The organism is Nocardia alba NBRC 108234, from assembly GCF_001612665.1.
Taxonomy (GTDB): domain Bacteria; phylum Actinomycetota; class Actinomycetes; order Mycobacteriales; family Mycobacteriaceae; genus Nocardia; species Nocardia alba.
Window position 1 is genome coordinate 16,116 of the sequence record NZ_BDAX01000002.1, and the last position, 25,719, is coordinate 41,834.

Here is a 25,719-nt window from a genome sequence, read left to right on the forward strand (position 1 = left end):
CTGATCCTGATGCCGCGCGCGAGCGTCGGGTAGCGCACTACTCACGCGAGTCGGAAGTCATCGGAGCACGCTTTCCCGAAGAGGCGACGGATCCCGCCGACATCGACTCCCACACAGGAAGCGCGACCGCCATGATCATCGACGACACCGTCTCGCAGGTTATCGACACCGACGACGGCGAATTCCACTCCGGTCCGGAAGCGGGCTCAGCACTGATCGGCAGCGTGGCACACGGTGTGCGCGCACTGCGCTACGCCGCGGTCGACGATCTCGCGATCTTCGAAGGTGACATCGTGCTCGGCACCGTCGAGGAGATCGAAGCCCGCCGTCGGCAGGAAGGCGTGGTGATCTCCGGTGCGGTATTCCGGTGGCCCGATGCCGTTGTCCCCTTCGAAGTCGACCCGGCCCTGCCCGCGCCACAACGGGTTCTCGACGCGGTCGCGCACTGGAACTCCCGCACCAGGATCCGGTTCGTCCCGCGTACCGGCGCCCACGGCGACTTCGTGCGGTTCGTGCCGAGCACGGCGAGCCGTTCACCGGTAGGGCGGCGAGGCGGACGCCAGACGATCGAACTCACGGCCGCCGCACCCGTGGGCACCGTGGTCCACGAAATGGGGCACGCACTCGGGCTCTGGCACGAACAGAGCAGGGAGGACCGCAGCAACTTCATCGCGGTGCGGTTGGACCGGGTCGATCCGGCCCATCGACACAACTTCGACCAGCACATCACCGACGGTGACGACGTCGGCGGCTACGACTTCGGCTCGATCATGCATTACCCCGCCACCGCGTTCAGCACCACCGGGCAGGCGACGATCATCGCGCGCGTACCCGTGCCGCCCGGTGTGACGATGGGTCAGCGCTCCGCGCTGTCGGCCGGCGATGTGAACGCCGCCCACACGATCTATCCGTGACATCGCGCGGCGCCGCGGTGAAGTCGAGTGGTCGACTACTCGTGCTCGGCACCGCGCTCGCGCCCAGGCTGAATACCCCAGCACACAAATCTCCGGGCGAGGTGACCCATGGACAGCGAGAGTGAAGCGCGCACCGCCGCGTGGCACGAACAGATGGCCGCCGCATCGCGGCGATTCGACGACACCGAGGCACAACGCGACGAGGTGACCCGCTTGCGGGCGGTGGCCGAGTCCGATGTCGTCGACACCGAGGAACAGATTCTCGCCCGTGCCGACCGGTTGCTCGTCACCGGCGAAGTCCCGGCGCAGGCAGTGATCGCACTCGGCAGGCAGGACCCGGTCGACAGCATCCGCTCCCTCGAGCGGGTCATCGGCTTCGCCAACGAGTTGCAGGCCGCGAACTTCCTTCCCCGCGGTGCTCGCGCCGCCGCGACGGTGGCGCGAATCTCGCTGGCCGACAACGGCCGTGAGGTGCCGATGGGAACCGGTTCGATGGTGTCCCCACAGTTGCTGCTCACCAACAACCATGTGCTGCCGTCGGCCGGGGCGGCGGAGTCGGTGGTGATCGATTTCCGGGCCGAGGTCGGCATCGACAACGCCGTGAACCCCACTGTGCGCTACCGCCTCGCACCTGAGGACTTCTTCGTGACCGACAAACACCTCGACTACACCGTGGTGCGGGTGGCGCCGGGTTCCGACGGCGTGGCGCCCGGCACGACCTTCGGCTGGAACCCACTGATCGCCAAGCCGGGCAAGATCGTGATCGGCGAGGCGATGAATGTCGTGGGGCACCCTTCGGGACGGCTCAAGGAGATCTCGATCCGGCACAACCGCCTCGACCTGCAACTCGACGACTTCCTGCACTACGCCTCCGATACCGAGCCCGGCAACTCCGGCTCGCCCGTCTTCAACGACCAGTGGGAAATCGTGGCGCTGCACCACGCGGGCGTCCCGAAGAAGGACGAGCACGGACGGGTCCTGCGCAAAGACGGCACACCGTGGCAGTCAGGGGATGGGGACGACGCGATCGACTGGATCGCCAACGAGGGCGTTCGGGTGAGCGTGCTGCTGCGCGACCTCGGATCGCGGCAGTTCGATCCGGCGCAGCGCGTCCTGCTCGACGAACTGGGGCTCGCGGCGATCCCACCGCGAGAGTCGGCGATGACACGGCCGGTGCCGGCCGCGGTATCGGCCCCCGAAAGCCTGGTGGGCGGCCTGCGTGGCCGGTCGACGGCGTTCGGTGGCCGCCGCACTGTGCTGTTCCTGCACGGGCGCGGGCAGCAGGGCCGCGACCCGGTCGAGCTGCGCCGCAACTGGACAGCGGGTTTGAACAAGGGACTCACTCTCGCGGGCCTGAGCCCCATCGACCCCGCCGATGTGTACTTCCCCTTCTACGGTGACCGACTGCTGGAAAGCATGGACACCCGCGAGGCCGTCGACTCCGGTCCGGCCTCGTACGAGAGTCTGGTCGCCGAGGCGGCGCACCGGGCCGGGATGCCGGACGAGGGCGATCTGCCCGCCGACCCGGAAGCACGCGAGATCTTCGGCGGGTTCGGGGCGGTGGTGCTGGGGCGCCTGCACGACCAGCTCAGCTGGATCGCCGCGCGCAGCGGCCTGGACTCCGCGCTGATCGGCGCCATCTTCAAAGACGTCGCCGCCTATCTCGACAGCGAACGGGTCCGCAAGAGTGTGCTGGACGCCGTGCTCACCGACGTGCCTACCAGCGGCGAACTGATCCTGGTCAGCCACAGCCTCGGCACCGTGGTCGCGATGGATCTGCTCACCCAGCTGCCCCGCGAAGTGGACGTGCGACTGCTGGTGACCGCGGGCAGCCCGCTCGGGATGGATGGGGTGTACCGCAAGTTGCTGGCCGGGGGACCGAACAGGCCCGAGCGGGTCGGTGCCTGGCTCAACACCTGGTACGCCGGTGATCCGATCGCCATCGGCTGCCCGCTGAGTCAGGACTGGGGGTCGGATCTGCGCGACCTCCCGGTCGAGAACCCCAAGGAGCGGGCGCACGACATCGCCGAGTACCTGGCCCACGCGGCGATAGCGGCCACGATCGGGCACACGCTGTCCGCCTGAGCGGCCATACCGACTGCGGCGGCCACGGCAAGGAGATCTTCGACCGGGTGATCGGTGCCGACGACATCGTCTGTGGCAGAACGTATACGCGCACGACGGCGTCGCGTGGCTGTACAACCCGAGGCCGACCGTGACGGTGCGGGGTGGACCCCGCACCTTCGGCGGCTACGGGGTGAACGGGCGCTGATCGAGGAAATCGGCGTCGGCGTTGATCGTGAACAGGTTCGGCACCTGGTCGGGCGGCATGATGTTCATGATCTGCCGGTGGAACTGCGAATACCCTGCGGTGAAGCTGCCGTTGCCCCAGACCTCGAGCAACGACCCCGTGAACTGCCCGTTGACCGGTCCGTCGTAGGACAGCTGGGAATCCTGGCAGCCGGCGAGCAGGAGCACGCCCGCCGTGATGTCTGCCCGCGCCTGCGGTCCGCTCAGGCGCTGGACGAACGAATACAGCTGTCTACGCCGTTTGTTGTCCTCGTTCTGGACCTCGCGCGGCATCGCCTTGGCTCTGCCCGAGACCACCGTGAGCCCGGCCGGATCGGCGGCGCGTTCGGCCACGTCGACGATCGCCGCCCGCGCGTCGCGGGTGAACACGTCGCGGACCACCGATCCGCTGTGGCAGCTGTCGGAGCACACGACCACGCGCACGCCCGCCGCGAACTGCCGCCACATCTGATACAGCTCGTCGTCGACGATCTGGCGATCGAAGGCCACCCAGGTCTCGTCCTGGCTGTCGTCCTCTTCGCCGTCGACATCCCAGGTCTGGCCGCCGTGGCCCGAATAGGTGATGAGGACGAGATCGCCGGGTCGGGCATTGTGCGCCAGCTGACCGATTTCGCCGATGATCGCGAAAGAGGTCGCCGCATTGTCGAGTAATTTCGTCGAGGTGGCGAATCCTTGCGCGGCGGCCAGCGCCGCCATGGAATTCGCGTCGTTCACGCAGCCTGCGAGCGCGCCGTCCCAGCCACCGTACGCGGCGGGATCGACCCTGTTCAATCCGATATGCACAGAATATCCGGTCACCGTCGTTCCTCCATCCAGAGAGAAATGATTTCCTGTGCCGAGGGTTTTCGGCACCTCTTGATCCTCCTGCGGCCGTGCGGAACTCGATAGCGTGGCCGACTACTCGAATGTGGTAAAGGAACGGCGCCCACTCGCGCGTATTCGGGTAGTGGATTACGCATTCGCACCCGCATACCCACGCGCGACGATATCTGCACACAGTTTTCCACCGAGAAAGGTCACCGACATGTTGGAGATGGATGCGGAGGACGCGGTCGTGGCAGCGAGCGCGGATACCGAAGAAGAGGTTTCAGGGTCGTCGAAAACCGGCTACGGCGCCGACGACGCCGACGTTCGGGCGATCAACCAGACCAATATCACGTCGATCTTCTGGGCACGGAAGATTTTGCGCACCCACGGAACGGGTGCCTGGGTATTCGGCTTCCCCACAGCCGACGTGCGGGCCGACAGTCAGGTCTCGGTCAGCCTGACCGAGATCGACACCAATGACACCCCGTTCCTCGGGCCTGCCACCACCCAGGTCTTGAACGTGGTTCCGCATGCCGACGGCACCATGACGGTGCGATATCACGTCGGGTGGAACAGCAATATCAGGGTGATGTTCAACTTCATCATCGCCAATTGAGCCGCCGCGATGGCAGTGCCGCGGGTCCGCCGGACGCTGACCCGATCGACAGCGTGGTCGATTCGGGATCCTCCGGCATCGCGACAGTCGCACAGGCCGGCCCGCGTCGCCGACGATGTCGATCAGGGCCGGTCAGCGACCACCTGCCGAGCGCTACCCGAGTGGGCGCGTTGTCGTCAGCGCGGTGAGCACCTGCTCGGTTTTGGTGTCTCCCGCCGCGATCATCACGCGGTGCCCGCGCAGGGCGGCCTCGAGTTCGCGCTGGGCTTCGAGCGCGCGCAGGTGCAGGTCGACGGGCGAATCACCCTGTTGTGGTGCGACTTTCAGCGACAACTCGACCAGGTCGAGTCCGGCGGTGTTCCACCGTTCGACGTCGGCGCGCAGATTGCCCACCGGCACCCCCGTCCACCGTGCCGAGGACACCGGTCCTATCGCGCGCAGGTGGTCGACCGCGACGCCGGGCGGTGTGCAACTCACCAGGAACTGGCGTTGCGCCGAGTGCAGCGCGTCGGTGACATCGACGCCGCGGGTCGCGACCGCGCGCAGCGTACCGGGGGGCCGCGAGCTGATCGCCGAGGCCGACAGCATCCGCCGATCGGCCGACCAATCGCTTTCGATGCGATACCGGACTCCCGGCTCGGTGAAGGGCGCGGCCCAGCGGCCCGTCAACTGGGAGCGCACGCACGGTCGCAGTTTGACGGTGAGATCGTCGTGCTCCTCGCCGCTGCGCAACCGGATAACGATGCGACTCGACAGCAGGGTGGGTGCTCCAACCGTCCCCGGGTGCGGCGGCTCGGCGAACCAGATGTCACGGTGAGCCGCGACGGTATCCAGACATCGGAGCCTGCGCAGTGCTGCCGCGACATCTCCGTCGAGGTTCACTTTGATCTCGATCGGCGTGATCACCCCGGTCCCCCTTTCTGTCGCTGTGACGGGTACCGCCCGCGGTGCGCGGGCGCCCTGGATGCCAGATTCGTCCATCGAGCGGCCGCGGCGCGCGCGTAGTGCGCTACCCGATCGGGCAGGCATCCCACTCGCGCGACGACATCGGCGATGTCGCGCTGCCTGCCCCGGGTCCGCGCGTAGTCGACTACTCGTGACAGGGCCGGGCCTGTCGCAGGAGACTGGATTCGATCGGTCCGGTAGGTAGCGAGCCCGCGCCATTCCGTGGAGGTTCTCGATGGTCGACGAACACCGACAAACACTGGTCACCCGAGCATTGGTCACGGCCGCGGAGGCACTGGACCGGCGAGTCGGCTGGTTCCGGTTGCCGACCCCGGTGGGTTTGGCAGTGCTGGTCGGTCTGCGCAGCAGACTGCGGGCACGCAATCTGTTCGACACCGGCCCGCATCCCGCCGGACCGCTGCCCCCGGACGACACCGGCGAATACCGCGCCGCACGCACCGTCGACGGCACCTACAACAGCCCCGACGACCCGCGTGCGGGATCGATCGGCTGCCGATTCGGTCGCAATGTCCCGCTCGATCGCACCTACCCCGAGGATCCCGCGCGGATCATGGAACCCAATCCGCGCACGATCAGCAGGCAGCTGCTCACCCGCGACCGGTTCCAGCCGGCCACCACCCTGAACCTGCTGGCGGCGGCCTGGATCCAGTTCGAGGTGCACGACTGGTTCGTGCACAACCCGGCCGAACACGACCCCTTCATCGTCACCCTGGACGACGACGATCAGTGGCCGCACCCCCCGATGACGATCCCGCGCACGGTGACGGCGCCCGCCCCCGATCCGGCCGCCGCGCCGACCTTTGTCACCGGGGAGACCCACTGGTGGGATGCCTCTCAGATCTACGGCAAGACAGCGCAATCGGCCGCCGCCCTGCGCTCGGGCAAACACGGTCAGCTCGTGATCGACGAACTGGGACTGCCACCGCTGGACGCCGAGCGGCTGGTGGCACTCGACCCCTCGGCCGCCAACGCCTGGGTGGGCCTTGCCCTGCTGCACTCGCTGTTCCTGCGCGAACACAACGCGATCTGCGTTCGCCTGGCCCGCCGCTACCCCGACATGAACGACCAACAGCTCTACGACACCGCCCGACTCGTCAACGCCGCGCTGATCGCCAAGATCCACACAGTCGACTGGACACCGGCGGTGATCGCCCATCCCACCACTGTCGCCGCCATGCGCGCCAACTGGTTCGGTGTGCTGGGGGAGCGGGTATCGCGGCGCTGGGGCCACTTCATCGGCAACGAAGTGCTCTGCGGCATACCGGGTTCGGTGCGAGACGACAGCGGAGTGCCGTACTCGCTCACCGAGGAGTTCGTCTCGGTCTACCGCATGCATCCGCTGATCCCCGACGCGCTGGTCGTGCGCAGCCTCGCCGACGACACCGTGCTGGCCGAGCATCCGCTGCCCGCACTCGGCGTCGCCCACATCCGCGAACGGCTCGCCGAGACCGCGATGGACACGCTGCTCTACTCGTTCGGCCGAGCGAACCCCGGCGCGCTGACGCTGCACAACTATCCCGCCCACCTGCAACAGCTCGAGCGTCCAGGTCAGCCGCTGCTCGACCTCGCGACCGTCGACATCCTGCGGGTGCGTGAGCGAGGGGTGCCGCGCTACAACGAGTTCCGGCGTCACCTACGGCTGCCGCCCGCCGCGTCCTTCGATGAGCTCACCGACGATCCGCGGTGGGCGCGCGAACTCGAACAGATCTACGGCGAGGTGGACGATGTCGACCTGATGATCGGTCTCTACGCCGAACCCAAGCCGCCGGGTTTCGGCTTCAGCGACACCGCCTTTCGCGTGTTCGTGCTGATGGCGTCGCGGCGGCTGTCGGCGGATCGGTTCTTCACCACCGATTTCCGGTCCGAGATCTACACCGAGGCGGGCCTGGCCTGGGTGCGCGACAACACGATGCGCAGCGTGTTGCTGCGCCATTTCCCGACCCTCGCGCCGGCGCTGGACGGCGTCGCCAATCCGTTCGCGCCGTGGCGGAGCCCGCGATGAGCTACCTGAGCTACCGCGACGACCTGGAACAACCGAGGCCCGACGAAGAACAGATCATCGACAAGATCATCGCGGTGCTGCGCGACAACAACGAACGCGCGTACCGCAAATACAAGCGCGGACTGCGCGACGCCCACGCCAAGAGCCACGGCATCCTGCGCGGTGAGCTGACGGTGCCCGCCGGTCTGGCGCCGGAACTCGCGCAGGGCATGTTCGCCACGCCGGCCACCTATCCGGTGATCGCCCGGTTGTCGAGCACGTCCGGGGTAATCCGCAGCGATCAGCTGCGCGGCGTTCGCGGACTCGGGATCAAGGTGCTCGGTGTGCCCGGGACGCGCGCGTTGCCCGACGACGAGGCGAGCACGCAGGACTTCATCATGGTCACCCACCGCGAGTTCCTCTTCGCCGACGCGCACGCCTACCTCACCAAGGGCATGCCGACCGCCTGGGCGCTGGCCCGGCTGCCGGACGCCGCGCTGCGCACGGGCAGCGACCTCGTGGCCGCGCTCAACACCCACGTGCTGCGCCGGATCGGGCGCAGCGTGCCACCGAATCTCGGTGTCTTCGTCGCACCCAACACCCACATTCTCGGCGAGACCTTCTACTCCTCGGCGCCACTGCGCTACGGCGACTATGTGGCCAAGCTGCTCTACACGCCGGTGTCGCCGGAGGTCACCGCGCTGCGCGGCGAAGCGGTCGACGCCGACGCGGGTGTCAACGCGCATCAGAACCTGATCGTCGATTTCTTCGCCGAGCACAGCGCCACCTACGAACTGCGTGCGCAACTGTGCACCGATACCGCCACCATGCCGATCGAGGACGCGACCGTACCGTGGCCCGAGGACGACTCACCGCATCGCACCGTGGCGACCATCCGTTTCGATGTGCAGGATCCCTACACCCCGGCGCGCCGCGCCTACGGCGACGACGTCCTCTCGTTCAACTCCTGGCGCGGCCTGGACGCGCACCGACCGCTCGGCTCGATCAACCGGCTCAAGAAGCGGGTGTACGAGGCCTCGAGCAACTACCGCCACGACGTCAACAACGCGCCGCGGCTCGAGCCGCGTGACGCCACCGAGCTCCCACCATGATCGCCGCGGCACCCGCCCATCCGTCGCGCGCGACCGCCACACCGGTGCGTCCGCGCGGGGGCCGTGTCGCGGGGCCGCTTCGTTGTGACGAGGCCGGACGAGAACTAGACTTTTCGGGTATGGGCAGACCCTGGCAGCTGCTCGATCGCCCCGCCGAATACGACGCCGTCCGTAAGGCTTTGACGAACGGCGACACCGGTGGCGTGATCCTGGTCGGTGCCGCGGGCGTCGGCAAGACCACCCTGGCCCGGATGGTCACCGAAGTTCTTTCCGAGCCGGTGCGCTGGGTGGCCTGCACCGCGTCGTCACAGGCCATTCCGCTCGGTGCGTTCGCGCCCTGGATCGCCGCGTCGGCCTCGCGTGACCCGCTCGCGTCGCTGCACTCCGCCCGGGAGAACGTGCTCGCCCAGCCCGACACGGTGATCGGCGTCGACGACGCGCATCTGCTCGACAACCTCTCCGCCACACTGGTGCACCAGATCGCTGTCGACCACGGGGCGCACATCGTCGCCACCGCCCGCACCGGGGAATCGCTGCCCGACGCGGTCACCTCACTGTGGAAGGACAGCTACGTCGAGCGGATCGAGCTGGCGCCGTTGACCAAGACCGAGTGCGTCGCGCTCGTCGAGGCCGTACTCGGCGGGACCCTGGAGGGGCTCAGCGCCGACGTGATGTGGGAATCCTCTGGCGGCAACCCGCTGTTCCTGCGCAATCTGGTCGAGGGTGGTGTCGAGGCCGGCACGCTGACCGACGTCAACGGGGTCTGGCAGTTGCGTGGGCCCACCGCGGTGCCCTCGGGTCTGGTCGAGTTGCTCGACGAGCGGTTGAGCAGGGTGGGCGCTGCGGTGCTCGAGGTACTGGAGACGCTGGCCGTGCACGATCCGCTCGACATCGACATCCTCAGCGAACTGGTCGGCGCCGCCGCCGTGGACGCCGCCGAGGCCACCGGTCTGGTTCGGATCACGAGCCACAACGGGGTCGTCGACGTCCGGTTCAGCCATCCCCTGCTCGGTGAGGTGGTGCGCTGCCGGGTCGGCACCGCGGCCGCGCGCATCCGGCGCGGACGCCTCGTCGAGACGCTGCAGGACCGGGACGCGAGCACACCGGCGCACCGGATCCGATTGGCGCGGCTGTGCGTCGACAGTGATCGGCCGCTCGACATCGCCTTGCTGATCGATGCGGCCAAGGACGCGGTGTCGTTGGCCAACCTGCCGCTGGGCGAACTGCTCGCCCGCGCCGCGAGCGAGCGCGGCGGCGGTCTGCGCGCGGCCGAACTGCTCTCGCGCGCGCTGCTGTGGCAGGGCAGACCACAGGACGCCGACGAGATCCTGGCCCGGTTCGATCCCGACCGCCTCGATCCGCTGCAGCTGGTGCAGTGGGGCGTGGTGCGGGCCAGTCTGCGGTTCTGGTCGCTCGGCGATGTGGACCATGCCGGCGACCTGGTCGAGATGCTGCGCGCCCGAGTCGACTATCCGGCGCTGCGCCTGACGGTCGATGCCGCCGCGGCCGCGATGGCGGTGCACGAAAACCACCTCGCCGAGGGCATCGAGGCCGCCGAACGGGTGATCGCCGACCCGGACTCGCCGCGCCAGGCCGTCGATTTCGCGGCGTTCGCCCTGGGCTTGGCGCTGCCGGTGGCCGGACGCGGCGCCGATTTCGCGCCGATCGCGGCTCGGAGCCGGGTACAGCAGAAATCCACCGACGGGATCATCCGGCTGATGGTCCGGTACGGCGATGTCCTCGCCCTCACCACTATCGGCGATCTCGATCTCGCCGAACAGCGCGCCACCGAATACCGGGAGTTCTCCTCGGCCGGTCAGTTCGTCGGCTGGGCGATCGCGCGCATCGCCGACGGGGTCGTCGCCACCTATCGCGGGCGGTTCCGCGAAGCGATCACCGCTTTCGAACAGGCGCTGGCGGCGCTCAACGCCGAAAGCTCACTGCCGTGGAAGCTGCCGGCGCGGCTGCTGCTGGCCCGCGCCTACGCGGCGCTGGGCGAGGTCGAGCAGGCCGAGCGGGTCCTCGGTGACGCCGAGGAGCACAGCGGGCCCCACATGGCGCTGCACGAACCGCAGCGGATGATCGCGCGCGCCTGGCTCGCCGGTGCCGAACACAGCGCGCATTCGGCGGTGGAACTGGCCCGCAAAGCCGCCGACCTGGCACACAGCGCGGGGCAATACGCCATGGAGGCCGAGGCGCTGCACCATGCCACCCGGTTCGGCGACCGTACCCTGGCCGCCAGACTCACGACGGTCGCGGGCCGAGTCCAAGGCCCGGTAGCGGCGATCTACGCTCGCCACGCCGCGGCTGTCGCCGCTGCCGATCCCTGCGCGCTCGCCGCGGTCAGCGGTGAGTTCGAGGCCGCGGGTCTGCTGCTGTCTGCCGCCGATGCCCAGGCACAGACGGTGCCCATCTACGACCACGCCGGTCAGCGCAGACCCAGCGCCAAGGCGACCGCCCGCATGATGGCCCTCGTGGCCCGCTGCGACGGCGCGGGCACACCCGCGATCACCGCGGCCGCCCACCCGTTACCGATCACCGAGCGTGAACGTGAGATCGCCGCCCTCATCGGCCGCGGCCTGTCCAACCGCGCGATCGCCGAACGGCTCTGCGTCTCGGTCCGCACCGTCGAAGGCCACATCTACCGGGCCTGCATCAAGCTCGACGCAAGCGACCGCGAGCAGCTCGCCGAACTCATCTGAGCCACCGCGGTCGATCGCGGGTCAGCTCACCGGCTCGGCTCCGGCAGTTGGCACTCGGAGACCTTCGGGTTCATGCCGAGGTAATTGAGCGGCCCCGCGAGCACGGTGAGGCCGATCGTGCCCAGATCCCCGCAGTTGGCCGGGGTGTTCGTGAAATAGTCCCGCTGCACCGCCGCCGCCAGCCCGGCCCCGAACCAGACCAGCATCAGCACCGACAGCAAGAACTTCGCTGTCTGATGGGCCGGACTGGCCCTGATCTCTCGCACCTCGCGAATTTCTCGGTCACGTCGATTTCGTCGACCTCGCATCGTCATCGCAACCCTTCCCGCCGGCGAGCACACACTGTTACTCCATGTGAACAGCGCCGACCCGGTCGACGCCGCCACGACACGCGCGAGATTCCGCACTGTCAACTGTGCAGCCCGGTTGCCGCGGAGTCAATGGAGGGTGTCGGTCGAGGCGGGCAACCGGGTCGTCACGGCTGCGGCAGGGTCGCGGATCAGGCGGCGGGTACCGGTTGGTCGTCGGCGGTCTTGGCCCGCAGATCCCCCAGCAATCGGGTGAGCTTGCGCGACACGCTCATCTGGGAGACGCCGAGGCGCTCGGCGATCTCGCCCTGGGAGAGCGTGTCGTAGAACCGCCAGATCAGCAATTGCCGGTCCTGCGGTGACAGTTGTGCCAGCAGCGGCCCGACCGTGATCGTGTCCTCGGTGAGGCGGAAGCTCGGGTCCTCGTCGCCGAACGTATCGGCGACGGTCATGCCGGGTTCGCCGTCGTTGTCGCGGGCGGGAGTGTCGAGGCTGCGGGTCTGGAACGCGTTGGCGGCCACCAGGGTTCGGCTGATATCGGTCACCGGGACGTCGAGTTCGGCGGCGAGTTCGATGGCAGTGGGGGAGCGCTGGAGCCGACGGCTCAGCTCTTCTGTCGCCACCCGGACCTTGCCCTGGAGTTCCTTCTCGCGGCGGGGAACATGCAGCGGCCAGATGTGGTCGCGGAAGTGTCTGCGCACCTCGCCCATGATGGTGGGCACCGCGAAACCCAGGAACGGCGAACCGGTGGTCACGTCGTAGCGGTCGACCGCCATGACCATGCCGAGTCGCGCGGTCTGGAGTAGATCCTCGAACGCCTCGCCCCGGCCGGCGTACTTGCGCGCGATGTGCTCGGCGAGCGGCAGGCAGATCTCGATGATCTGCGCTCGCACGGCCTCGTGTTCGGGGCTGCGTGGATCGATCAGTGCCCAGTGCGCGAACAGGGGTTCGGCATGTTCATAGGTCCTGAGGTCGGTGGTCTGCGACATGAGGATCAGCTCCTGGCCTTCGAATGCTCTCCGCTTGCGCGGAGGTGAACCTAGAGGGCTTGCGGGCCCAACATCTTGAACGTCATCACCATTCCGGCGCCGAGACCGACGGCGCCGAGGATCGCGGCGGGCAGTGAACCGGTGAGGGTCGCCAAGCCGACTAGAAAGAACACGCAGGTGGCCAACATGATGGTGGTGCTGGTCAGATCCATGCTCGGCGTACTCGTTGTCCGATTACGTGAGTTGGTCATGGATGAAGGGTTGACCGTCGCGGCGGTTACTAAACCGTTATTGGTCGATCGGGGTTGACGGGACGGCCTTTTCGGATTTAGATGTTTAACCCGCCGTCGAATGGGCATCTTGCGGGAGACCCCGCACACGCAACCCCCGAGCGAGGTGGTCGCGCTGTTCGACGACCAAGCGGCACAAGGCGCTCGGTGCGTCCGCGTTGGAGGCGAGCCACCGGTCGACCCCGTCGAGTGAATCAGCGGCGGGGAAGAGTCCGACCACGATACGGCGGGCGATCTCGATGCTGCGCTGATCCCACACCGCGCGCAGCGCCGCGAAGTACGCCTCGTCGTATCGCGCGATCAGGTCACGATGTCGGCCGTCGCGGAAGCCCTGGATGATGGCGTCGAGGTGGTCATTGGTCAGCGTGGTGTCGCCCAGCGCGCACTCCCAGGCCGCGGCTTTGACGTCGGCCTCCGGTCGGGCCGCGAGCGCGCGCCGATGCGCGGTGCGCCCCGACGCCGTGTCGTCTCGTGTCAATTCCGCGTCCAGGTCGGCGATCGTCGCGTCGCCGGTGGCGGCCGAGGCCGTCCACAACGCCCAGCGCAGATCAGGATCCATGGCCAGACCATCCGGTACCCGATCGAGCAGGATCGCCCTGATATCGGCGGCTCGGCGACCGTCGACGCTGGCGGCGCCGGCCACCGCACGCGCCCACGCCAACTGCGCGCCCGACGCCGGCGCCGACGAATGCATGGTGGCCCAGCATGATTCGAGCCACTCCCCACTCCACCGATCCCGCGCCGACGCGGGCAGATAGTGGCCGATGGTGAACGACGCGTTCGCCAGAACGGCCGTGAGCAGAGCCATGTTCGTTTCGGCGGGCGCGAAATCACGCGCCATCGACAGGTAGCGTTCGGCCTCGAGGACGCCGTCGCGGGTGGCGTTCCACAGCGCCGACCAGATCAGTCCGCGGGCCAGTGGATCGGTCACTCGATCCAGCGAACTCTCCACGGTGGCAAGCGACTCCACGTCGAGGCGAACTTTCGCGTACGTCAGATCGCCGTCGTTGAGCAGACGCAGCGCGGCCGGTGCGAGGGACACCGGCGTGCGCTCGTCGACGATGTCGAGTTCCACGCGTTCGCGAAGCACCAACGCGCCGAGGGGATCGAAGTCGTAGAGTCCGATCGCGAGCCGGTGCGGGCGCGGATCGGATTGCACGATCGCGCCGTTGTCGAGAGTGAGCGTGGACACCCCGGTGGTGCGCAACCAGGCTCGCGCCCAGCCCGCCAGATCCCGGCCCGACTCCGCCGACAATTCGGTGAGCAGGTCGTCGAGGGTCGTGTTGGCGAAAGCGTGCGCGCGGAAGTACCGGCGTATACCCGAGAAGAACTCCGCCCGGCCGACGTAGGAGACCAGCTGTTTGAGCACACTGGCGCCCTTGGCGTAGGTGATGCCGTCGAAATTGAGCTTCGCGGCCTCGAGGTCGGTGATGTCGGCGACGATCGGGTGCGTGGTGGGCAGCTGATCCTGCAGATATGCCCAGGCCTTGCGGCGGTTCGCGAACGCCACCCAGGCGTCGGTCCATTCGGTGGCCTCGGCGCTCGCCAGCGCGCCCATGTAGTCGGCGAAGGATTCCTTGAGCCACAGGTCGTCCCACCACACCATCGTGACCAGATCGCCGAACCACATGTGCGCCATCTCGTGCAGGATCGTGCTGGCCCTGCCCTCGTACTGCGCGGCGGTGGCCGCGCCACGGAACACGTAGGCCTCGGTGAACGTGACCAGCCCCGGGTTCTCCATCGCGCCCAGGTTGTATTCGGGCACGAACACCTGGTCGTACTTGCCCCACGGGTACGGGTAGTCGAACTGTTCGGCGAAGAAGTCCAGACCCTGCTTCGTCACCTCGAAGATCGTGTCGGCGTCGAGGTAGCGAGCGAGTGAGGCACGGCAGTGGATTCCGAGCGGAACAGTGAGTTCGCCTCGCGTCCAAGATGATTCGACAGAATGGTATGGGCCTGCCGCGATCGCGGTGATATACGTCGAGATCGGCAAGGTGGGGGAGAACGCGACGTCGCGGATCACGCCGTTGTCCTGGATCGCGGCGTAGGGCCGATTCGACAGCACCTGCCACCCGGACGGTGCGGTGACCGCGAACGTGAACGGCGCCTTCATATCCGGCTGTTCGAAGCAGGCGAAGACGCGGCGGGCATCGGCGGGTTCGTACTGGGTGTAGAGATAGGTCTGGTTGTCGACCGGATCGAGGAACCGATGCAATCCCTCGCCCGAGCGGCTGTAGACACCGGTGCCCCGCACGACAACGGTGTTCGTCTCCGACAGTCCGCCGATCGACAGCCGTGCCCCGTCGTACTCGACGGCGATCTCCGCGCCGTTCAGGGTCACCGATTCCACCGACGAACCGATGAAGTCGAGCCACGTTCGCGAGGTGGTGGCGTCGAACGCGACCGTGGTCGTCGTCGCGAAACCCTCCCGGGTTCGATCCGGGGCCGCCGACAGATCGAGTTCGACGCGGTAGTCGCGGACGGTGATCGCCGCCGATCGCGCGGCGGTCTCGGAGCGGCTCAGGTTCGCGGTAGGCACGCCTCGATCCTGCCAGCCGCCCCGGCGCCGTGGGCCGCGACCGCTATTCCACGGTGACGCTTTTCGCGAGGTTGCGCGGCTTGTCGACGTCGCGGCCGAGGGCGATGGCCGTGTGATAGGCGAGCAACTGCAGGGGGATCGTCAACAGCATGGGGTCCAGTTCCGCGGCGATTCTCGGAACCCGGATCACCTCGTCGGCCGCGGTCGGCGGCAGGTCCGCGTTCGTGACGGCGATGACCGCGCCGCCGCGCGCCTTGATCTGTTCGATGGTGCTCAGGTTCTTGGCCAGCAGTTCGTCGTCGGGGACGATCACCACGCTCGGCATCTCCTGGTCGATCAGCGCGAGCGGGCCGTGTTTGAGCTCGGAGGCCTGGTAGGCCTCGGCGTGCACGTAGGAGACCTCCTTGAGCTTCTGGGCCCCTTCCCGGGCGACCGGCCACGCGCGTACCCGACCGATGAAGAACATGCTGCGGGCCTTGGCGTAGCGGTGCGCGATCTCGGCGATGGCGTCTTCGTCGGTGAGGACCTTGTCGATGGCAGCGGGCAGGGCGCGCAAGCCCTCGACGATGCGCTGACCGTCGGCGGCCGAGAGGTCGCGAACCCGGCCGAGCAGCAGGGCCAGCATCGTGAACGACACGGTCATGTTGGTCAGTGCCTTGGTCGAGGCGACGGAGATCTCGGGGCCCGCGTGCAGGAACACACCCGCCCCACACTGGCGAGCGATCGCGCTGCCCACCGCGTTGACGGCGCCGATCACCCGCCCGCCCTTGCGTTGCAGCTCCTGCACCGCGGCGAGGGTGTCGAGGGTTTCGCCGGACTGACTGATCGCGACATAGAGCGCGTCGGGGTCGACGACCGGATTGCGGTAGCGGAACTCCGAGGCGGGTTCCGCGGTGGCCGGGATGCGGGCCAGTTCCTCGATCAGCTGGGCGCCGAGCTGGCCGGCGTAGTAGGCCGAACCGCAACCGAGGAAGACCACCTTGCTGATGCTGCGCAGTTCGCGGGCGTCCATGTTCAGCCCGCCGAGGTGGGCAGTGGCGAAGCGGTCGTCGAGGCGGCCACGCAGTGCTCGGCGCACCGCTTCACCCTGTTCGGCGATCTCCTTGCGCATGAAGTCGGGGAATCCGCCGAGTGCGTAGTCCTCGGCCACCATGTCGATGGTGGTCGGGGTCTTGTCGGTCTGCTCGGACTCGACTGCCAGTGTGCTGGTGCGGAATTCGCTGTCGCGAACGGTGGCGAGCTCACCGTCGTCGAGGAACACCACGCGCTGGGTGTGGTGGACGAGGGCGGCGACATCGGAGGCCACGAACATCTCCCCGTCGCCGACGCCGAGCACGATCGGGCTGCCGTTGCGGGCCACGACCAGCTCGGTCGGACGGCGCGCGTCGAGCACCAGCAGACCGTAGGTGCCGCGGATCCGGTGCAGCGCGAGGCGCACGGCGTCCTCGAGGGACTCGGATTCCTCGAGTTCGCGCGCGATGAGGTGGGCGATCACCTCGGTGTCGGTGTCGGATACGAGAGCGATGCCGAGCGCGGTCAGCTCGGCCCGCAGCTGTTCGGCGTTCTCGACGATGCCGTTGTGCACCACGGCGATACGGCCGCTGACATCGGTATGCGGGTGGGCGTTGGCATCACTGGGCTCGCCGTGGGTCGCCCACCGGGTGTGCGCGATCCCGACTGTGCCACGCAGGGCAGTGGTGTCGACCTTGTCGCGCAGGTCCTGCACCCGGCCCCTGGTCTTGCAGACGCGCGCCTTCCCGCGATGGGACAGTGCCAATCCGGCCGAGTCGTAGCCGCGATATTCGAGCCGGTGCAGACCTTCCAGCAGGACGGGAACAGCGTGGCGGTGACCGATGTATCCGACGATTCCACACATGGCGTGATGATCCCCTTACCCGTAGACGATGCGACGAAGTTGGCGTTCGGTGAATGTCGGAGCCGCGACCGGGCGCTGGCCGAGTTCGGTCTCGAGGCGTCGCCAGATGTCGGCGTTGCGCATCTCGCGAGCCTGCAACTCGGCGTGCCTACGCCGGACGAACTGCTCGGCCGTCTCGTCGAAGTAGCCGACGATGTCGGCGACGACCCGGGCGGCCACGCGTTCGGGTAGGCCGGTGGATGCCACTACGTAGCGGACCAGCTCGGTGGGTACCCCGTCATTCACTCGCACGATCATGCCTCGCCTACCCGGCTTCGCCAACAACCCTGCCCGAATTCGGGCAGATTGTGTCGCGACAGCAGCTCAGCGTGACGCGTCGGACGCACGATGAGCCCGCCGGATACGCGCGGAGTTCATGCCGTTATCGCCTTGTGAGGTGTGAGCCGCGACTTGCGAACAATTTGCTGGAAGGCTGTGAAGGGGCACGACGTACTGCGCATCCGAGTGGAGGTTGTGGTGAGGCGAGGAATAGGCGACGCGTTCAGTGACCGGCTCTATTTCGCGGGTCCCGCGTCGGCATCGGATGAAGCGGGCGGCAGGCCCGAATATGTCGTCGACGCGACAATCGTGACGATCGCGGAAGAGATCGTGCGGACGGGTTTCGATACCGAGGATATCGTGCACCAGCGGTTGCGCAGATTCTGCGCGCACGCGAAAGCCGAAGGTGCGATGGTGAATTGCCTTCTCGGCGCGGCCACCGCCGTGGAAGACGCCGGGGTGGTGCCCTTTGTCGGCCGGGTCGTGGGCCGGCTCGGCCACGCGGAGCTGTTCTTCGATCTCGCCCTCGGTGAATCGGGTATCGATCCGTTCGACGGCAGGCCGGTGGGGAATTCGATCGGACCGGGAACGATGACGGAGCTGGATTTCGAATTCGTCATCGCTCAGGTGAGTGAACTGGTCGATAGCCTGCTGCTGCCGAATTACCTGGCATTGCTCGAATGGCGTGACCTCACCGGCGCGGCGCCGCGATCTCGTCAGCCGGAGCAGTCGGCCGCGTTGCTGTACGAACTCAACGAACGGCTCGCGCCGGTGCTCGGCGACATGCCGCTGGCCTGGCTGCTGCTGCACTACGCGGAGTTCGGTATCGCGCCGCTGGCCGACTCGATCCATCGCGCGCTGCTGCGCACCAACGCCGCCGACGCGGTGTCCGCGGCGCGCACCGCGGCGGCGGCGCTCACCGCGATGTCGTTCGTGTCCTCCTCGGCCAGGCTGGGTGATCTTCCGGTGGTGTCGCGTCGCCCACGGCATCAGCCGACGCTGGTCACCGGCAACCACGTCATGGCCGATCTGGTCTGCGCGCTCTCGCGCTGCGATACCGCGAACGGCTGGCAGGCCGACGCGACGCTGCTGCGGACCGCCGACGCGCAGACGGTGGGCTGGTTGCTGGTCGAGGATCGCCGCCAGCGACGCGAATTGCGCGGTGGCCGAGGCGATCTCATGGCGTCGGCGATCGGGCTCGAAATCCTGCTCGGCGTCGAGCACACCTCTGGTTCGTCCCCGACGACGGAGCGGGTGCCGACCACCACCGCGATCACCGCCGACCTGCTTCGCGTGCTACGCCTGCCCTGGGATCAGATCCCGGATGCGGCCCGCTACAGCCCTCATCATCTCGACGGTGTGCTGCGTTTGTGCTGTTGCGCGCTGGAGGCGATGGTCCCGGGCATCGAGGCCACGGCCGATATCCTGCGCCGCGCGGCGGACCGAGCGATCCCCGCGCTGAGCGCCCGACCCGAACCGCCGATCTACCTCCAGGGTGCGTTGTCCCTGCTCGAGGCCTGGCATCGGGGCGGCGCGCCGCGCACGCGCGCACTGCTCGAGGCGACCCAGCCCATCGCCCCCGTCGTCTTCACCACGCTCATGCTGATCGGCGCCGCCCTACTGGAAATGCTGGCAGAGGAGTTCGACGCGGACGTCACAAACGTCCTCGACGCGCTGCAGACACGCCTGCGAGCGCGTGACCGCCTGTCGGAGTGACGACGCCGCGCTCAGTGGAGGTACACGCCGAGTTGGGGCACGGCGTTCACCACGTGCTGGGCGTTGATCGGTTGCGCGATCATGGTGAAGGCCCAATCCTGGTGCGGGCGGTGCAATTTGCCGACGACCATGCCGGTGTGGGCGCCGACGCTGTCGAGATCGACGCGGATCAGCTCGATGCCGGTGACATTGTCGGTGACGCGACAGAAGCCGTTGGCGATCCGGTCGAATCGCTGGCCGGTATAGCAGGTCACCAGGAACACGATCGTCGTGACGGCGGGGTCGACCTGGGCCAGGTCGACCACGATCACTTCGTTGTCACCGTCCCCCTCGCCGGTGACGCTGTCCCCGAGGTGGCGCAGCGCGCCGTCGCGCGAGATGAGCTGCTCGTGATAGGCGACATCGACGAAGTTGTCCCCGGCGAACGACAGCGCCGCGGCGTTGAGATCGATATCCCTGCGGCGGGGATGGCGTCCGTTGGCGTGGGCAGGGTCCCAACCGAGACCCATGCTGAGGTGGGTGATTGCGTGCATCATGCGGTACTCCTGGCCGATAGAACCCCACTCGACCGAGCACGAGCGTGGTTGCCGACCAGACTGCCCGGCTCGTCGACCCGTAAACAGGGCGTGGCACCGCCACGGTCGCCGCGCGCACCCGGAGCACAGACTGCGACCAGGCATTGTGTGACTGGGAACAACAATGCGGCGAAGGGTTGCTCTCGGTGTCGATGAGGGTGATCGTCAGTGTGTGGGATTGCTTGTCCCACACACCGAGCCTCCGGCGATCGCGTCATGACGAGCAGGTTCGGGATCGAGCTTTTCGGATTCGACATCGGAGTCAGGATGAACAGCTTGCTCGAAAACCATCGCGGATGGGTAGCCGACATCTTCACGGATGGGTTGTACGGACGCGGTGACGCCCCCGGCCCCCGCGGGGGAGTCGCCGACGATGCCCGGCCGTCGGCATCCGGAGACGGCCGCTCGCGCCGATCCGAGGACGTGATCGGGTGGCGCGCGCTGTGCTCCTGCGCCGGATGGCACGGGCGAACCTGGCTGCGCGCCGACCGCCCCGGCGACCACGCCCCTTCCGCCCGGGTCCTGCACTGCTCCACCGGCCGGCTCGACGCCGGCCTCGCCGACCTGGTTCTCACCGAATGGGATCACCACCAGCTCGAGATGCAAGCCCTGCTCCCGGTGCGGCTGGCATTCGAGGACACGGTCGCGGCTCAGCAGCGGCTCGTCGAGGCTGTCCGCTTCGTGCGCGCGACCGGCGCGTCATGGGAAGCGGTCGCCCGAGTCATCAGCGCGCCATCCGCCGAGGCCGCCGAGGAGCGATTCGGGATCTGGGTGTCGCAGGGGTTCGACGCCGCGCCATCGCATATTCCCTGACACGCGAGGCCGACCGCCGACTCGGCGGTTCCGCTCATCCTGAGTTCAATGATGGTCGCCGCTCGCTCCCGGTGGTTTCGTGTGACCAGATCGTCCAGGTGTTCGAGCGAGAGGCCGCCGTATGTCCGTCCATGACGCAGCTGTACCCGAGAGCGCCGTGCGGGTGGTCCGGCTCGGTGCCCACATCGGCGCTCGGATCGACGGGGTCCGGCTCGGTGGTGACCTGGACACGCGGTCGGTGGCCACCATCCGCGCCGCGCTGAACGAGCACAAGGTGATTTTCTTCCGGGGTCAGCAGCATCTCACCGAAGACGGGCAGTACGAATTCGCGCAGCTGCTCGGCAACCCGACCACCCCGCACCCCACCGTCACCTCGACCGGTGCGAAGAGCCTGGCCATCGACTCGCACCAGACGCGGTCCAATGTCTGGCACACCGATGTCACCTTCGTCGACCGTGTCCCGCAGGCCTCCATTCTGCGAGCCGTCGCCCTGCCCAGCTACGGCGGTTCGACCACCTGGGCGTCGACCGTGGCCGCCTACAACGCGTTGCCGGAGCCGCTCAAGCGACTCGCCGAGAGCCTGCGCGCACGCCATTCCAACCGCTACGACTACGCGGACGAGATCGCGAATCGGTCCGCCGACACCGACCGTGACTACCGTCGCGAGTTCGAGTCCAGCTACTTCGAGACCGAACACCCCGTGGTGGAGGTGCACCCGGTGACCGGCGAACGCGCCCTGCTGCTCGGCTGCTTCGTCAAGCAGATCGTCGGGGTGTCGAGCAGTGAGTCGCAGGCACTGTTTCGGCTCTTCCAGGATCGGGTCACCCGGCTCGAGCACACCACCCGCTGGAATTGGTCGCTGGGCGATGTCGCGATCTGGGACAACCGGGCCACCCAGCACTACGCCATCGACGACTACGACGGCGGCGAGCACCGCAGGCTCACCCGCATCACGCTGGGCGGGCCGGTCCCCGTCGGTGTCGACGGCACCGCGAGCACGGTGATCGCCGGCGATGCCGAGCCGTACTCCGCCCCGCTCGGGCGTGCGGCATAACCGGCCGCGACCGCGCGCGCGTCCCCGGTCGAACTCCCCGCGTGGACTATCCTGCGACGGCACATTCGACCGTTGATCACCCGCGAACAGCTACCCACTGGCCCAGTCCGAGGATGGGAATGCCGTGAATTTGTGGAGCTATGTCCAGGATCGAGGCGAGGTCCTGACCTTCCTCACCTATCAGCACGCGTCGCTGGCCTTCCAGACGGTGCTGGTCGGCACGGTCGTCGCGATCCTCGTGGCCGTGTCGGTGTATCGGTTGCCGCTGGCGTCGGCACTGACGCTGACCTCGAGCCGGGTCGCCCTGACGATTCCCTCGCTGGCGCTGCTGGCGTTGCTGCTGGTTCCGTTCGGCCTCGGTGTGGTGCCGTCGTTCATCATGCTGGCGTTCTTCGCGGCCCTGCCGGTGATCGGTAACGCGATCGTCGGGCTGCGGTCGGTGCCTGCCACGGTCGTCGAATCCGCGCGCGGCATCGGACTCTCGCGGTGGCGGATCCTGCTCACCGTCGAGCTGCCGATCGCGTGGCCGGTGATTCTCACCGGGATCAGGGTGTCGACCCAGATGATCGTGGGTGTCGCCGCGATCGTGGCCTACGTCCTCGGGCCCGGCCTCGGCTCGCTGATCTTCAACGGCCTGTCCCGCCTCGGCGGCGCCAACGCGCTCGAAATGGCGCTCACCGGAACCATTCTCATCGTTGCCATCGCGTTGGTCTTCGACGCGCTCCTCGTCCTGCTCGGACGCCTCACGATTGCCAAGGGACTGTGATGACCGATGTGACCAGCCAGCCCGCACCGTCGGCGCCGCCGCGCAATGTGACCGGTGATTCCATCACCCTGGACGGGGTCGTCAAGCAGTACAAGGGGCAGGACACCCCCGCTGTCGAACGTCTGGACCTCGAGATCGAGGCCGGCGATATCGTCGCGTTCGTGGGGCCGTCGGGCTGCGGTAAGACGACAACGCTCAAGATGATCAACCGGCTGATCGAACCGACCGAGGGCCGGATCTTCATCGGCGGACGCGATGTGACCCGGGAGGATCCCGACAAGTTGCGACAGTCGATCGGCTACGTCATCCAGTCGGGTGGCCTGTTCCCGCACTGGTCGGTCGCCAAGAACATCGGTGCGATCCCTCGGGTGCTCGGCTGGGACAAGAAGCGCATCGCCGAACGCACCGAATACCTGCTGGATCTGGTCGGTCTCGACCCCGCGACGTTCGCCGATCGGCTGCCCAAGGACATGTCCGGCGGCCAGCAGCAGCGCGTCGGCGTCGCCAGGGCGCTGGCGGCCGACCCGCCGGTGCTGCTGATGGACGAGCCGTTCGGCGCGGTCGACCCCATCACCCGGGTTCGCCTGCAGGACAGTCTGATCGCGATCCAGCACGAACTCGGCAAGACGATCGTGATCGTCACCCACGATTTCGAGGAAGCGACCAAACTCGGCGACAAGGTGCTGATCCTGTCCGAGGGCGGGCACGTCGAGCAGTACGCGACGCCGGAGCGGATCCTCACCGATCCGGCGACGCCGTTCGTGGAGGAATTCGTCGGATCGGGCGCGAAACTGGCCTATCTCACGGTGTCTCGGGTCCGCGACGTGGAGGTCGACCCGGTGACCACCGCCCGCATCGGGGAATCCTCGCAGGTCGTGATCGGGCGGGCGAAAGCCGCGGGACACACCTGGGTGGTGGTCGTGGACGAGTCGGGGCGGCCGAGGTCGTGGCCCTCGCTGCCGGAAGTGGCGAGCAAACCGGAGGTCTCGGACTACCTGGATCGTCGGCTGCCCGTCGTCGCGCAGTCCTCGACGCTCAACGACGCGCTCGACGCCATGCTGGCCGCCAGTCAGGGCGCCACCCTGGTCACCGACGGTCGCGGCGCCGTCGTGGGTTCCCTGAGCATCGGTTCGGTGACCGATGTGATCCAGACCAAGCTCGCCGAAGGGCACGCCGCGGTCGAGGACCTGTCCTACGAAACCTATGTCGACGGTTCCGATCCCACCCCCACCCCGATCGTCGCCGCCGCCGACGAACCCGGATCGGCCGGACCGGCATGAACCGAGTGCGCCGGGTCCCGATCGACGTGTGGTTCGAGCCGCTCATCATCGTGGTGATCGGCATCGGGTACGTGCTCTGGTATCAGGGATCGACGTTCACCGCGACCGAACAGGCCTCGCTCGGCTGGGCCAATCTGCAGACCACGATCCTCGCGCACATCCGGCTCACGGTGGTGGCCACGCTGATCGTGGTGGTCGTCGCGATTCCCCTCGGGATCGCACTGACCAGGCCCGCGTTGCAGCGGCTCGAGCCGGTCGCCGTGAACATCGCCAATGTCGGTCAGGCCGCGCCCGCCGTCGGGCTGCTCGTGCTGTTCACCTTCTGGCTCGGCACCGGGTTCCGCACGGCGGTCGTCGGTCTGGTCGTCTACGCGATCCTGCCGATCCTGCAGAACACGATCGTCGGGTTGCGGCAGGTGGATCACCGCACCATCGAGGCCGCGCGCGGCATCGGCTTCTCGGCCGCCCGGACCCTGGTGCAGGTGGAGTTGCCGCTAGCCGTTCCTGTGATCCTCAACGGCGTTCGCACCGCGCTGGTGATCCTGGTCGGTACGGCGACCTTGAGTACCTTCATCGGTGCGACGAGCCTGGGCACCCTGATCACGACCGGTGTCACCCTGTTCCTGCCCAAGCTGCTCATCTCCGGGGCCGTGCTCGTCGGTCTGCTGGCGTTGATCATCGATTGGCTCGGCCGACTCGTCGAACTGGCCGCGACCCCACGAGGTGTCTCATGAGGCGAGTCCCGTTGCTGTCCGCGCTGGTCGCGACGATGTCGTTGCTCGTGGGGTGTGGCCTGGTGAGTTCGTCGGGCACCTTCCACGAGGCGAGCCTGCCCGGCGGCGAACGTCCGCTGGCGGGAGCCGACCTGACCGTCACCTCGAAGAGCTTCACCGAGGGAGTGCTGCTCGGCAAGATCACCGCGACCTATCTGGCCGCGGCGGGCGCCTCGGTCACCGATCTGACCGGTGCGCCGGGGTCGGCGTCGTCGCGGCAGGCCCAGCTCAACGGCGACGCCGATGTGCTGTGGGAATACACCGGCACCGGCTGGGTCAACTACCACAACGAGACCGAGACGATCGTGGACCCGCAGGAGCTCTGGCAGCGGGTGCACGATGTCGAAAAGCGTGACTACGACCTGGAATGGCTGCCCCCGGCCAATTTCAACGACACCTACGCGTTCGGTGCGTCGACACCCACCGCCCAGCGACTCGGTGTGCGGACCCTCTCGGATGTGGCCGCCCTGCCTGTCGCCGAACGGACGTTCTGTGTCGACGACGAATTCTTCAGTCGCTCGGACGGTTTCATTCCGATGCTGCAGAAGTACGGCATTCCCTACAACGATCCCAACGGCGTCCCCGTGGACAACGTCACCCGGATGGACGCCGGCGTCGTCTACACCGCGACCGCCAAAGGCGAGCCCTGCCATTTCGGCATGGTCTACACCACCGACGGCCGCGTCAAGAACCTGAACCTGGTCGTCCTGGACGACGACAAGAAGTTCTTCCTCCCCTACAGCGGCACCGCGGTCGTTCGCGGCCCCGTCCTCGCCGCGCACCCCGAACTACGCGAACTCCTCGGCACGATCTCCGAACTGCTGACCGACGACCTGATGCGAGAACTCAACGGCCGCGTGGACATCGACGGACAAGACCCCGCCGACGTCGCCTACGACTGGCTGAAAAGCGTGAACCTGATCGACTGAACGTCGTGCTCGTCGCGGAGAGGGCTGCGCTACCGAGGTGCTCAATATTGACCTTGCCCAGAGTGGCCCGTATACGAACGGTACG

General features: G+C 67.7%; 22 protein-coding genes. 13 read left to right on the forward strand and 9 right to left on the reverse strand.

What is annotated here, in order from left to right:
- Positions 1 to 131 precede the first annotated feature (131 nt).
- Both legP and NA12_RS01820 read left to right on the forward strand, forming a co-directional pair.
- Positions 132 to 914, forward strand: coding sequence for a Dot/Icm T4SS effector Zinc-dependent metalloprotease LegP (legP, locus tag NA12_RS01815; RefSeq protein ID WP_067445289.1), 783 nt, complete (start codon positions 132 to 134; stop codon positions 912 to 914).
- Between the two features lie 108 nt (positions 915 to 1,022).
- Positions 1,023 to 2,999: a S1 family peptidase gene (locus tag NA12_RS01820; protein WP_067445291.1), complete on the forward strand. Its 1,977-nt coding sequence runs from the start codon at positions 1,023 to 1,025 to the stop codon at positions 2,997 to 2,999.
- Positions 3,000 to 3,164: 165 nt separating this feature from the next.
- Here NA12_RS01820 and NA12_RS01825 read toward each other — a convergent pair whose 3' ends face one another.
- Positions 3,165 to 4,022 carry a caspase family protein gene (locus NA12_RS01825; RefSeq protein WP_067445293.1) on the reverse strand — a complete coding sequence of 286 codons (858 nt, stop codon included), beginning with the start codon at positions 4,020 to 4,022 and terminating at the stop codon, positions 3,165 to 3,167.
- A gap of 91 nt (positions 4,023 to 4,113) precedes the next feature.
- Between NA12_RS01825 and NA12_RS01830 the strand changes: the two genes are divergently transcribed.
- Positions 4,114 to 4,647: a hypothetical protein gene (locus tag NA12_RS01830; protein ID WP_132369832.1), complete on the forward strand. Its 534-nt coding sequence runs from the start codon at positions 4,114 to 4,116 to the stop codon at positions 4,645 to 4,647.
- A gap of 153 nt (positions 4,648 to 4,800) precedes the next feature.
- On the opposite strand, the gene NA12_RS01835 is transcribed toward NA12_RS01830, so the two are convergent.
- A complete protein-coding gene (locus tag NA12_RS01835) occupies positions 4,801 to 5,553 on the reverse strand; it encodes a hypothetical protein (protein WP_067445297.1) in 753 nt (250 codons plus the stop codon).
- A gap of 274 nt (positions 5,554 to 5,827) precedes the next feature.
- On the opposite strand from NA12_RS01835, the gene NA12_RS01840 reads away from it, so the two are divergent.
- From NA12_RS01840 to NA12_RS01850, 3 genes are all read left to right on the forward strand, one after another.
- Complete coding sequence (locus NA12_RS01840) at positions 5,828 to 7,615, forward strand: peroxidase family protein (RefSeq protein WP_067445299.1); 1,788 nt, start codon at positions 5,828 to 5,830, stop codon at positions 7,613 to 7,615.
- Positions 7,612 to 8,706, forward strand: a complete 1,095-nt coding sequence (locus NA12_RS01845) for a catalase family protein (protein WP_067447284.1) — start codon at positions 7,612 to 7,614, stop codon at positions 8,704 to 8,706. Before NA12_RS01840 ends, NA12_RS01845 begins: the two co-directional genes overlap by 4 nt.
- Positions 8,707 to 8,825: 119 nt before the next feature.
- On the forward strand, positions 8,826 to 11,408 hold the full coding sequence (locus NA12_RS01850) for a LuxR C-terminal-related transcriptional regulator (protein ID WP_067445301.1): 2,583 nt from the start codon (positions 8,826 to 8,828) through the stop codon (positions 11,406 to 11,408).
- Positions 11,409 to 11,434: 26 nt separating this feature from the next.
- Here the strand turns inward: NA12_RS01850 and NA12_RS01855 are convergent, their stop codons facing one another.
- The 6 genes from NA12_RS01855 to NA12_RS01875 all read right to left on the reverse strand — a co-directional run bounded on the left by NA12_RS01855 (position 11,435) and on the right by NA12_RS01875 (position 17,695).
- Positions 11,435 to 11,674 (reverse strand): hypothetical protein, encoded by a 240-nt coding sequence (locus tag NA12_RS01855; RefSeq protein ID WP_371855969.1) that lies wholly within the window; start codon positions 11,672 to 11,674, stop codon positions 11,435 to 11,437.
- 233 nt (positions 11,675 to 11,907) lie between these two features.
- On the reverse strand, positions 11,908 to 12,705 hold the full coding sequence (locus NA12_RS01860; protein ID WP_067445303.1) for a SigB/SigF/SigG family RNA polymerase sigma factor: 798 nt from the start codon (positions 12,703 to 12,705) through the stop codon (positions 11,908 to 11,910).
- Positions 12,706 to 12,755: 50 nt separating this feature from the next.
- Entirely contained in the window at positions 12,756 to 12,956 is a 201-nt protein-coding gene (locus tag NA12_RS33465) for a hypothetical protein (protein WP_132369833.1), read from the reverse strand.
- An 85-nt stretch (positions 12,957 to 13,041) separates the two neighbouring features.
- The gene (gene pepN / locus NA12_RS01865) at positions 13,042 to 15,534 is read right to left on the reverse strand and encodes an aminopeptidase N (protein WP_067445305.1); all 2,493 of its coding nucleotides are present in this window, start codon (positions 15,532 to 15,534) and stop codon (positions 13,042 to 13,044) included.
- A 43-nt stretch (positions 15,535 to 15,577) separates the two neighbouring features.
- Positions 15,578 to 17,410, reverse strand: coding sequence for a glutamine--fructose-6-phosphate transaminase (isomerizing) (glmS, locus tag NA12_RS01870; protein WP_067445307.1), 1,833 nt, complete (start codon positions 17,408 to 17,410; stop codon positions 15,578 to 15,580).
- Between the two features lie 15 nt (positions 17,411 to 17,425).
- Positions 17,426 to 17,695 (reverse strand): hypothetical protein, encoded by a 270-nt coding sequence (locus NA12_RS01875; RefSeq protein WP_243654871.1) that lies wholly within the window; start codon positions 17,693 to 17,695, stop codon positions 17,426 to 17,428.
- Positions 17,696 to 17,926: 231 nt separating this feature from the next.
- Here NA12_RS01875 and NA12_RS01880 point away from each other — a divergent pair, with 231 nt between their 5' ends.
- Complete coding sequence (locus NA12_RS01880; protein ID WP_132369834.1) at positions 17,927 to 19,444, forward strand: hypothetical protein; 1,518 nt, start codon at positions 17,927 to 17,929, stop codon at positions 19,442 to 19,444.
- 11 nt (positions 19,445 to 19,455) lie between these two features.
- On the opposite strand, the gene NA12_RS01885 is transcribed toward NA12_RS01880, so the two are convergent.
- A complete protein-coding gene (locus NA12_RS01885) occupies positions 19,456 to 19,980 on the reverse strand; it encodes a TerD family protein (RefSeq protein ID WP_067445313.1) in 525 nt (174 codons plus the stop codon).
- A 255-nt stretch (positions 19,981 to 20,235) separates the two neighbouring features.
- On the opposite strand from NA12_RS01885, the gene NA12_RS01890 reads away from it, so the two are divergent.
- The 6 genes from NA12_RS01890 to NA12_RS01915 all read left to right on the forward strand — a co-directional run bounded on the left by NA12_RS01890 (position 20,236) and on the right by NA12_RS01915 (position 25,634).
- Positions 20,236 to 20,832, forward strand: a complete 597-nt coding sequence (locus NA12_RS01890; RefSeq protein ID WP_067445315.1) for a hypothetical protein — start codon at positions 20,236 to 20,238, stop codon at positions 20,830 to 20,832.
- 121 nt (positions 20,833 to 20,953) lie between these two features.
- On the forward strand, positions 20,954 to 21,886 hold the full coding sequence (locus NA12_RS01895) for a TauD/TfdA dioxygenase family protein (RefSeq protein ID WP_067445317.1): 933 nt from the start codon (positions 20,954 to 20,956) through the stop codon (positions 21,884 to 21,886).
- Between the two features lie 124 nt (positions 21,887 to 22,010).
- Positions 22,011 to 22,652: an ABC transporter permease gene (locus NA12_RS01900; protein ID WP_067445319.1), complete on the forward strand. Its 642-nt coding sequence runs from the start codon at positions 22,011 to 22,013 to the stop codon at positions 22,650 to 22,652.
- Positions 22,652 to 23,932, forward strand: a complete 1,281-nt coding sequence (locus tag NA12_RS01905) for an ATP-binding cassette domain-containing protein (protein ID WP_067445321.1) — start codon at positions 22,652 to 22,654, stop codon at positions 23,930 to 23,932. The genes NA12_RS01900 and NA12_RS01905 overlap by 1 nt, the downstream gene beginning before the upstream one ends.
- On the forward strand, positions 23,929 to 24,666 hold the full coding sequence (locus NA12_RS01910) for an ABC transporter permease (RefSeq protein ID WP_067445323.1): 738 nt from the start codon (positions 23,929 to 23,931) through the stop codon (positions 24,664 to 24,666). Before NA12_RS01905 ends, NA12_RS01910 begins: the two co-directional genes overlap by 4 nt.
- A complete protein-coding gene (locus tag NA12_RS01915; RefSeq protein ID WP_067445325.1) occupies positions 24,663 to 25,634 on the forward strand; it encodes a glycine betaine ABC transporter substrate-binding protein in 972 nt (323 codons plus the stop codon). The genes NA12_RS01910 and NA12_RS01915 overlap by 4 nt, the downstream gene beginning before the upstream one ends.
- The last annotated feature ends 85 nt before the right edge of the window (positions 25,635 to 25,719 follow it).

Bases quoted from the DNA above. Each gene is read 5' to 3' on its own strand.
- NA12_RS01840 (WP_067445299.1), top strand. From the start codon at position 5,828: ATGGTCGACGAACACCGACAAACACTGGTCACCCGAGCATTGGTCACG.
- NA12_RS01850 (WP_067445301.1), top strand. From the start codon at position 8,826: ATGGGCAGACCCTGGCAGCTGCTCGATCGCCCCGCCGAATACGACGCC.
- NA12_RS01845 (WP_067447284.1), top strand. From the start codon at position 7,612: ATGAGCTACCTGAGCTACCGCGACGACCTGGAACAACCGAGGCCCGAC.
- NA12_RS33465 (WP_132369833.1), bottom strand. From the start codon at position 12,956: ATGACCAACTCACGTAATCGGACAACGAGTACGCCGAGCATGGATCTG.
- NA12_RS01905 (WP_067445321.1), top strand. From the start codon at position 22,652: ATGACCGATGTGACCAGCCAGCCCGCACCGTCGGCGCCGCCGCGCAAT.
- NA12_RS01915 (WP_067445325.1), top strand. From the start codon at position 24,663: ATGAGGCGAGTCCCGTTGCTGTCCGCGCTGGTCGCGACGATGTCGTTG.
- NA12_RS01890 (WP_067445315.1), top strand. From the start codon at position 20,236: ATGACGAGCAGGTTCGGGATCGAGCTTTTCGGATTCGACATCGGAGTC.
- NA12_RS01885 (WP_067445313.1), bottom strand. From the start codon at position 19,980: ATGATGCACGCAATCACCCACCTCAGCATGGGTCTCGGTTGGGACCCT.
- legP (WP_067445289.1), top strand. From the start codon at position 132: ATGATCATCGACGACACCGTCTCGCAGGTTATCGACACCGACGACGGC.
- NA12_RS01895 (WP_067445317.1), top strand. From the start codon at position 20,954: ATGTCCGTCCATGACGCAGCTGTACCCGAGAGCGCCGTGCGGGTGGTC.
- NA12_RS01910 (WP_067445323.1), top strand. From the start codon at position 23,929: ATGAACCGAGTGCGCCGGGTCCCGATCGACGTGTGGTTCGAGCCGCTC.
- NA12_RS01860 (WP_067445303.1), bottom strand. From the start codon at position 12,705: ATGTCGCAGACCACCGACCTCAGGACCTATGAACATGCCGAACCCCTG.
- glmS (WP_067445307.1), bottom strand. From the start codon at position 17,410: ATGTGTGGAATCGTCGGATACATCGGTCACCGCCACGCTGTTCCCGTC.
- NA12_RS01820 (WP_067445291.1), top strand. From the start codon at position 1,023: ATGGACAGCGAGAGTGAAGCGCGCACCGCCGCGTGGCACGAACAGATG.